7 protein-coding genes and 1 pseudogene are annotated in these 9,745 nt (G+C 29.9%); 7 read left to right on the forward strand and 1 reads right to left on the reverse strand.

Features of this window, described 5'->3' with window-relative positions; translation table 11 throughout:
* From JG677_RS09090 to JG677_RS05540, 7 genes and pseudogenes are all read left to right on the forward strand, one after another.
* Positions 1–93: pseudogene (locus tag JG677_RS09090) on the forward strand (autotransporter outer membrane beta-barrel domain-containing protein); the annotation flags it as partial.
* A gap of 502 nt (positions 94–595) precedes the next feature.
* Entirely contained in the window at positions 596–865 is a 270-nt protein-coding gene (locus tag JG677_RS08835) for a S26 family signal peptidase (RefSeq protein ID WP_325099558.1), read from the forward strand.
* Positions 789–2,252 carry a conjugal transfer protein TraH gene (locus JG677_RS05520; protein ID WP_200285588.1) on the forward strand — a complete coding sequence of 488 codons (1,464 nt, stop codon included), beginning with the start codon at positions 789–791 and terminating at the stop codon, positions 2,250–2,252. Before JG677_RS08835 ends, JG677_RS05520 begins: the two co-directional genes overlap by 77 nt.
* A complete protein-coding gene (locus JG677_RS05525) occupies positions 2,236–2,763 on the forward strand; it encodes a hypothetical protein (protein ID WP_200285590.1) in 528 nt (175 codons plus the stop codon). The genes JG677_RS05520 and JG677_RS05525 overlap by 17 nt, the downstream gene beginning before the upstream one ends.
* Before the next feature lie 424 nt (positions 2,764–3,187).
* Positions 3,188–3,454: a hypothetical protein gene (locus tag JG677_RS05530; RefSeq protein ID WP_200285592.1), complete on the forward strand. Its 267-nt coding sequence runs from the start codon at positions 3,188–3,190 to the stop codon at positions 3,452–3,454.
* 448 nt (positions 3,455–3,902) lie between these two features.
* Complete coding sequence (traN, locus tag JG677_RS05535) at positions 3,903–6,086, forward strand: conjugal transfer protein TraN (protein WP_200285594.1); 2,184 nt, start codon at positions 3,903–3,905, stop codon at positions 6,084–6,086.
* A 272-nt stretch (positions 6,087–6,358) separates the two neighbouring features.
* A complete protein-coding gene (locus JG677_RS05540; protein ID WP_200285596.1) occupies positions 6,359–9,079 on the forward strand; it encodes a conjugal transfer protein TraG N-terminal domain-containing protein in 2,721 nt (906 codons plus the stop codon).
* 76 nt (positions 9,080–9,155) lie between these two features.
* On the opposite strand, the gene JG677_RS05545 is transcribed toward JG677_RS05540, so the two are convergent.
* Positions 9,156–9,422 (reverse strand): hypothetical protein, encoded by a 267-nt coding sequence (locus JG677_RS05545; protein WP_200285598.1) that lies wholly within the window; start codon positions 9,420–9,422, stop codon positions 9,156–9,158.
* Positions 9,423–9,745: the final 323 nt, after the last annotated feature.

The following is a 9,745-nucleotide window of genomic DNA, read 5'->3' on the forward strand; positions in this document are numbered from 1 at the left end:
GAAGCATTCTACTTTAGCTTAAACTACAATGGAATGTTTGATAAAGATGGTAAAACTCATACAGGATATGCTCAATTTAATTATGTGTGGTAAAAGAATATAAATAATTCTAAATTAGAATAAATATAAAGAACTAGTTTAATCTCCTAAACCCTAAATGACTTTAAGTTGTTTGGGGTTGTATGATCTAAAAAGTATTAAAGCAAATATAATGAAGCAATACAAAAATAAAACTACATACAAAAAAGAAAAATCTTTAAAATAAAAGTTATTTTTAACTATCTTTAAATTTGAATTTTTATAAAAAATGATTAATTGATAGTAGTGTTTAAAAAACATAAGTTTATTTTACTACGCTAGGAAAGTAAAAAATTTTAGAGTATGTAAAATTAAATCAAAATTTATACCTTAAAAGAATTATTCTTTTAAGATAAATTTGTATTTTAGATAGAAATATAAAAATTTTATAAGATTAAAAAGTTGTTTATAAATTGCCATATTATCCTTACCCGTACAAACAAGATATTTTGATAAGGATTCTAACTTTGGAAAATATGTAAGATGTGAAGAAGGACAAACATTAAGTGTAAAAGGTTTGAAATATTATTGTGACAATGTTTTTTTGGGTATTGCTCAAAAAACAGATAAGGATGGAAATAAAGTAGAACAATTTATATTTAACGGAGTCATACCAAAAGATAAGTTTTTTGTAATGGGAACACATCCTAGAAGTTTTGATAGTAGGTATTGGGGTTTTGTAGATAAAAAAATATTAAAGGAGTTTCTATATGGGCAATTTAAAAAAGAAAGTAGTAATTTCTACTATTGCGTGTGCATTTTTATTGCCAAGTGTTTTAAATGCTAATTTATCAAATTTTATCCAAAATAATTTGGGTAGTTCAATTACTTCTGAAAACTCTGGTTATTATAAATCTCAAGTTTCTGGTTTTATTAGTAGAGGAAGCGCAAGAATTAGATGGGGTGGTGGTGAAACTATACGTCCTTTTTCAGTAACTGCACCAAGTTTTAATGTGGGTTGTAGTGGTATTGATATGATATTTGGTGGTTTTTCTTATCTAAATTTTGAATATTTAGTTGAAAAGCTTAAAAAGATTGCTTCTGCTGCACCCGCATACGCATTTCAAATGGCTCTTTCTACGCTTTGTAAAGATTGTCAAACTATTATGGATGAACTTGAAAAAATAGCAAATGCTATTAATAGTATGAATTTTGATACTTGTCAAATGACAACAAATTGGACTAATAAATTTGGAAAAATGCTTAGTTCTAATACTGAAAGTGGACAAAATGATAGCTGGCTATCTTCTTTTGCTCAGGGAATGGAGGGAACAGCTCAAACTGTTCAAAAATTTGCCAAAGAAGCAAATGCTATTGTAAATGCAACTCCTGATGAAAGTGGCGAAACTAATGCAGCTAAGATTTTAAAACAAGGCTCAATTATTCAAAAAGTGATTGAAAAAGGAAAAGCAAGTTTCTTTGCTCAAGCTCTTGGAGAAGATCAATATGAAGATATTTTAAGAGGTGTATTTGGCGATTTGGTCGCTTATACCGAAAAAAGTACTTCTATTACAAATAAAAATATGATTGATCCTGAAAAGGTTATGTTAATAGGTCCTACTTTAAATACAGATAGCTTCCTTGAGGCACTTTGGAATAAAAATGGTGAAAATAAATCTATAAAACTTAAATTTACTGCTTATACTATTACAAAAGATGAGAATGGTTTATATCAAGAACCTATAGGAAAAGAAACCGAAGTTATTATAGATAAAGATATACGTTCTTTATTAATTGAGAAATTTAAAGCCATTGTAGTTAAAATTAAAGCAAAAGGCACTTTAGATGATGATGATAAAAATTTAATTAATGCTGCACCTTTACCTGTTGCAGATATTTTAAATATTGAAGCTTCTACAGGGCTTAATGGAGATGCTGTATATGAATTTGTAGCTCTTTTAATGGTGGATGCTTTTGTTAGTGAATTATTCAATGAGTTTGTAACAAATATTAATACTGTGCAAGGAATGGATCCTAATTTCTCAAGCGATCACAAAGATGATCTTGCTAAATTCAATGCAGCGGTCTCTAAGGTTCAAGAAACTACAAGAGCATTACTTGCTGAAAATGCACAAGCTATTATTAGAGATAATCAACAAGTTGATTCAATTAGAAAAATTATTTCTAATTTCTATGGTGTTAGCGATATATTTAATTATGGAACAGGAAGATAGGAGAAAATATGAAAAAATATCTTTTTTAGCCCTTGTGGCTTATAATTTTTTGCAGGCTACTAATGATGCTGCCGTTGAAGGAAATAACTTTGGTTCACAACTTAGTAATTATTTTAAATCAAATACTGATACGGCTATTAATTCGCTTACAAATGGTGGCGAAATTAGAACAGTAGATGGAAAACAAAAAGCTAATGTGCAAATGACTTGCGATGAATCTAAAAGCGGAGAATTTCTTAATATAGATTATACAGGCACAAGTGATATTAATATTAAAATTAAATTTGATAAAAATGTTGATGGCAAGATAGATAAAATTTGGAGTTTTGACAATATTAGTGGAATATGCACAGATGGTGTTGTTAAATGTGATAGAAATACTTGGAATAATTGCGAATATTTTAAGTATAGCTATGGTGATAATATTAATCTTATAAAAACCACAATTGATAATTTAAATGGATGTTATTGTATTAATAGTTCTTGTGGTTCTATGGCTGTAAAAAAATAGAGATAAAATTCTTTTTGATATTGCAGGTCCTATTTATTCAGCATTATCTGCAAAAACACAACTTGTTCTTTCTAAGGCTACTAAAGTAGGAAGTGCTTTAAGTTATAGAGGTCAAGATTACTCAGTATGTGATAATTATGGACAAGCAATTAATGTTGATTCTTCAAGTGATTTAGAAAGCTTAGGAAAAGAATTAGCAACTTCACAATCAAATAATGAAAATAGTGCTTATTCTGTTTTTTATAAAGGCACTGATAATAAAACAGCACCTGAAGATAAGGATTTTAATGATAAAGTTTACAATAATACAGTATCCATTGATCAGAGTGCTAAATATTCAAAAGGTAGCTCTAAAATAGATTTTTCTTATATAGATACTACAAGTGGAAAAAATGTTTTAGGAGATATACAAGCTACTCCTGAAGTGAATGCAAAATTTTGTGAAGTAAGGGTAGCTAAAGAAGATACTTCGGCTTTTAATGATGGAACAAATAGAGAAAACTCAACTAATAATACTACTATTTATCAAAGTGAAATTAGAGAATGTACAAATAATTGGACTAAGTGTCCTGTTGATAGTAAAAATGAAACCTTAAAACATGATTGTGGAAAAATTAATGATATGGGCGAAGCTTTAGCACAACTATCAGCATTAGATGAAGCCAGTAAGGATATGGTGTGTTCAAAATAAAAACCACTCCAAAGGTGGTAAGTCTTTGGAGCAGGGCTTTACAGAAGGCGGTTAGCTACTTTTTAGATTTAAAGAATATTTTTCTTATCTCTTCTCTAAAAAGTGTGATTAACACTGCGGTAACCGCAATGAATGTATTTAGAAAATCCATTGTGGACTCCTTTTTAGGTGTGATTTCCTCCCGCATACCCAACTTAATAGCCAAAAAAAAAGCTCGACCCTTTTTAAGAATCGAGCTTTTATCACACCTACAAGGCTCTGTAAAACCTTTGTTGTCCATCTACCTCATGGATAAAATATTATAGCACAAAATAGTAAAAAGGGAAAAAATGAATAATTTTAATTGTGATGTTAAGATTAGGAAAAATAGAGAGATAAAGTTTTTATTTGATTTTCTTTTTAAAACAAATAATACTGATGTTTTATTAACCTTTAAGGGAAAAACAATATGAAAAATTACAATTTGTTAAGATTATTTTGTTATAATAACACTGAACATGTTGATACTCCTATTACTCCTAGAATTAGGATACTAAAGTTTGCTTTTATTTTTATTTTAGCAGGCTTTAGTCTTTCTCAAGCTGCTATTCAATGTACAGATTATAATGATTTTAAACAATTTAATGGGCATTATTATACAGTTACTGTTCAAAAAATGACTTTTGAAGATGCTAGAAAATTAGCTGAAGAAAGTGGCGGTTATTTAGCAATTCCTAATTCTAAAGATGAAAACGATTTTTTAAGCTCATTATTTAGAGGAGGACAATATGCTTGGATAGGCATATATGATCCAAATTATACAAGTAATTATTGCAAAGAAGGAAGTTCTGGTTGCATTTATGATGATAGTCGTTTTAAAACGGTTAAAGGCGGTCCTTTAACTTATAAAAATTGGGCAAAGACGCAACCTGACAATCTTTTAAAAAAATATGATATTGTAGATGGAAAAGAAAGAGTTTCTCCACTTGGGGAGCATTGGGTGGCTATGGCTAGTCCTAGCGGTCAATGGAGTGATCAAGGTAATCATTTTGGAGATACAAATAATCCTGTAAGAAATTATGCTCTTTTAGAGTTTGATAAAATACCTGATTGTGCTGGTGGTAGTAGCGGTGGAGATGATAATGGACACACTGCAACAGATATTATGCAATGCAATACAAATATGAGTGATGATCCAAATTTTAAACCTACAAATACTCAAGGACAATCTATAGCCTGCTTGCAAAACTCTCAACAAAAATATTTTTGTCCAGCACAACTTACACAATGTGTAAATTCAAACGATGCAGTAGATGGTGGTAGTGAAAAAATAGAAGGTGGAATTTTAAAAACAGGAAAAACTAAAGTAAGACTTACCTTTTCTAAAAATATAGGTTATAACGCTTGGCAAGTTGTAACAAATGATATATACATTACAGATATTGATGCAATTGATAGTTTTAAATTAGTTTATGCAGGTGCTGATGATTGGGTTGTTCCTTTTGCTCCAAATTCTACAGTTGCTGTTATAGGTAATAAACCAAATAATACCAAAGATGCACTTGATTATATTCCTTATCGTCCAAATAATGATGTTTATGGAGAACTTTCAAGATTTAGTGGTAAAAATTTAAATATAGAGTTAAAACAATATTTACATACAGGTATTAATAAATCAGTAGCATTTTTTGCCACAGTAGGAAGTGGTGGATGGCAACTTACTTATGAAGCCATTGGAAAAGATATAAGTTGTAGTAATTTTGGTAGAAATCTTAATTGCACCGAAGAAAGCCAAAGTATTCCTTTTAGTGCATATAAATATACTTGCCCTACAGGATATCAGCCTAAAGAACAAGGTGGGGTTTGTTCTCCTCAAAGTATAGATGATTTAATTGATACTAATGGAGATGGTATAGGTGATAGTTGTAATTCTTCTATTCCTCCTGCTAAAAATTGTTTAGGTGTAACAAAAACTTGTCCTTTTAATAGTAGTAGAGAGTGTGTATTAGTAGATAATAAATATCAATGCTCTCCTTTTCCTTGTTATAAAGGAGTAAGCGATGTAGAAGATAGTGATACTATTGTAGGCGTTAATGATGCAAATAATAATAGATGGAATGATGATGGCACTTGTTCTGGACAAATTCTTATTTTTAATGGACAAGATAATCGTTGTAAAAATTGGGATATGTTTGCTGGATTGCTTGGTGGGGGATGCTGTGATAAGAATAATGTATTTTTAGGACTTGTACCTTGTAAAGAAGAAGAGAAAAAACTAGCTAAATTAAATGATGCTGGTAAATGTCATGAGGTAGGAGAATATTGTTCTAAAAAAATTAGTTTAGGTTTTACAAAAATTTGTGTTGAAAAAAAGAAAAGTTTTTGCTGTTTTAATTCTAAGCTAGGAAGAATATTTAATGAACAAGGTCGCTCTCAACTTAAAAAAGGTTGGGGTAGCGCAGAGGGTCCTCAATGTAGAGGTTTTACTCCTGAAGAATTCCAAAAATTAGATTTTAGCGAAATTGATTTAAGTGAATTTATTGCTGATATTGTAGGAAGTTTTGATATAGGTAAAATACAAGCTGATTCAGTAAAAATACAAGAAAAAATTCAAAACAATATAGAAAATGCAACGAAAAAACCTACAAACTAGAAAAAATTAATTAATTATAGAAAGGAGATGAAGCTTAGTTAAAAGTTTGTTTAGTAAGCCAAAGGGAAATTATAGCTCCCCTTGTAAAAAGGGGAATCTTGTGTTAATAACACTTGACAACTATTATACATGATAGTATAATAATTACTATAATTTGATTAGACAATTTAATCACCGCCTTTCTAGGTTATGATTAATGCCAAAGGTAGCCGCCTTTGGCATCTACCTTTTGTAATTATACTAAATAAACTCTTAACTTCTTTAAATAATTCATGAAAAGATTTTACTTTTTATTCCTTAGCACTTTGTTTTTTGCACCTTCATTTTTGTTTGGTGCAACAGAGATTGCTAATGGTAATTTAATTTATACTTGGGGTTATGGCGATGTAATGAATGAAATCATGCAAGCAGTTAAAGGTATAACCACTGAAACAAGTTATATTGTTAATGCGGCTTTGGGTATTTCTCTTTTGCTTTTTAGTGTTAAAAAAGCAATGGATGGACAAACAAATCCTGTATTTGAATTTGGAAAGATGTTTTTACTTTTTGCTGTTGCATGGTATATGTTTTTAAGAGCTCCAAATGACAATAATCATCGTTTTATGATACATGATGAAGTAACAAGTAAAGATTATGTAATTTCTCAAATCCCTATTGGCATAGGAAAAAGTTTTGCTTTTATGACTCAATTTGAAAGAATTATTTTAAAAGCTATGGAAAAACATTTTTCAACTCCTCAATCTACAAATTTTTCAAACGCAGGTTTGGGTTTTTCACTTCAAGTAATGAGTACTTTGCCAAGTGTAAAGCTATCAGCTATAGATGCAACTTTACAAAAGAACATTGATTTTTATTTTAGAAATTGTGTTTCAGTAGGTATATTACTTAATCAACAAGGTAGAAATCTTTTTCAAAACTCTGATAATTTAATGCAAGATTTATTTACAAATATAGGCAATGGTTCACAACTTACTCCTTTGTTTAGAAATGATAATAATGTTGAAGAACAAAGCATTGTTCCTTGTTCTGATGCTGGTCCTAGAATCGTTGAAATGATTCAAAACGATACAGATGAAGCAATGAAAATCCATGCTGCTTTACTTGGTATAGTAGATGATATGGCAAGTTATGAGCAAAAATTTTTAGGAGCTGCACAAATTTATAATGAGCAAGCCGTAAGTGCAAGATCTTATTTACAACAATCTATGGTAATGCTTGCTTCTCAAGATGCAATCATTAATACGGCTAAATCAGTAGGTTTAAATCCTGCTTCTGTGGCTGCAAATACTGCTTATGCTGATCAGCAATTTTACGCTAGTATGCAAGTACAAGGACATATGGCACAAACTTATTTACCTTTAGCTAAGGCGTATTTAACGGCTATTATTATAGGTTTATCTTGGCTTGTAGCTTTACTTTCTATTGTTTTTAGTACTTGGTCTTATCTTAAAATGTTTTTTACTTTATGTATTTGGATAGTGCTTTGGACTCCTATACTTTGTATTATTAATTATTTAAATGATTTTAATCTTATGAAAGTAGCTCAAGTAATTACAGGTGGAAAAGCAGCCTTAAGCTTGGGTGATAATATGCTTATTTTTAAAGAAGTAGCAAGTAGATCAAATTTTATGAATTATCTTGTAATGAGCACTCCTGTTTTAGCTTATGCTATAGCTAAAGCAAGTGAGCAAGGATTTATAAGTTTTGCTTCAGGTTTATCTCAAGCCTTAAGCGGTGCTTCAAGAGCTGCTGGAAGCTTTGCAAATCAGCAAGCCTTATCTACACAAACAAGTATAGCTGCTCCTAGAGGAGATGAAGTTTGGGCTGTGGGTGCAGGTTATAATACTCTTCAATCTTCGTTTGGTGTTAGCGGTAGAAGTTTCATGGGAACAAGAGATATGCAACATGGTGGTGAATTAGTTAAAGATAACATGACGGGAAGTTCTGCTGTAATAAATGCGGATGGTTCAATAGGTAATGCTTCTATTAAAGGATTAAATGCAAGTATGACTGCAAGTAATCTAGAAACAAGAGCACAAGCTTTAAGTGATGCTATTTCAAATTCTAATATGTCTCAAAGAGCTTTAGAGGTTGCTAGTGGTAAAGGTAATAATTTAGCCTTATCTGAAAATGATAGAAGTGCTATTACTAATGCAGCACAACATGCCTTAGCTAATGCTTATGCTAAAGCAACAGGTGTTGATGCAAAACAAGCTTATGAAGATGTGATGAGTGGAAAGATTGGTGGTGGATTAGGTATTATTGGTGGCGAATTATCTACAAATTCAAAAGAATCTGAAGCTTGGTATCAAAATTTAAGTAAAGATCAAAAAGAAACATTTAATAAATCATTTAGCGAAAGTCTTTCTAATGAAATTTCTAAAAATAGAGATGCAAGTGCTTCATTTAGCAATCTTCTTAAAACAGGAAATGTTACCAATTCTGCTAGTATTAAAAGCTCTATGGATAGCTATAATGAAGCTAAAACACTTAATAATTCAGTGGGTTATGATGGTGGATCATCTATTATTCAAGGCTATATCAATGAAAATTATAATGGCGTAGTTAATAAAGAAAACGTAGCTTCTGCTGTTAATGCTGTTGAAAATATGGCTGCAAGAGGAGATATGCAAGGATTATCGCATTATGCAGGCGTAGATTCTAATGTAAATTCAAATGGATTACATGGACAAGCAAAACATAATTATTATGATCCAAAAGGTGCTATGACTGATCATAATAAAGCTATAGATGACTTAAATTCAAGACACAAAGGCTTTTTGCAAACAAGAAATGCTTCTAGTGATATTAAATCAGAAGGATTGGCTTCTGAAGTTCAAAAAGCAGCAGGTGCAGCTGAATATAAAGCAGGGACTGCCATAGAAGAAAGAAACAATAAAATTGATTATGCAAATATACAAAAAGACATTAAAGATGGAAAAGATAGAAGTAAGGAATTAAGAGATTTTATAACAGAAGGTAGAAATATGTAAGCCTAGCTTTTTTAGCTAGACTTATTTATTTAAAACTTGGATTTGAAATATAACTTATTATTTGTAATCTATATTTTTAATGGTTTGATTTTATTTTTTTAAGCTCTTCTACAAGATAATCTGTGTTTGCTTTAATCTTTTGTCCAATGTATGCCGCATTAGGATCTGGAGCTATTGCTATATCTTTAATAAAATCTTTAATATCTGAGTTTATATTATCTATATTATTAGGTGTTATTTTATTAATCTTATTTTTGAATAAATATAAAATGCAACAAAATATTAAACCAGCTACAATGAATGAAAGACTTTGCAAATAAATAATTAATTGTGCTTTATCCATTTTTGTTCCTTTTCGGTTTTTATATATAATTATACCATATATTTACAAATTTTACAAGTATATCTTACTTCAAAATACCTATTTTTAGGCATTTGAAGCAAATTTCTTTTTTATTTAACTACAATTTAACTTCAAATTGATAGACTTCTAAAGCTTTTTTATTATAAAAGTTATAAAATAACATTATAGCAATAGGTATTTTACATACTTAAAGATTAATTGCAATATATTTTTATAATTTGTCTTTAGCTTTTTTGATTAAGTTTGGGTTTTATATTTTCTATAAAATGCAAAATATGCATAATATTAGTTAAATCATATTC

It is taken from the genome of Campylobacter sp. TTU-622, assembly GCF_016598965.1.
In the GTDB taxonomy this organism is placed as follows: Bacteria; Campylobacterota; Campylobacteria; order Campylobacterales; family Campylobacteraceae; genus Campylobacter_D.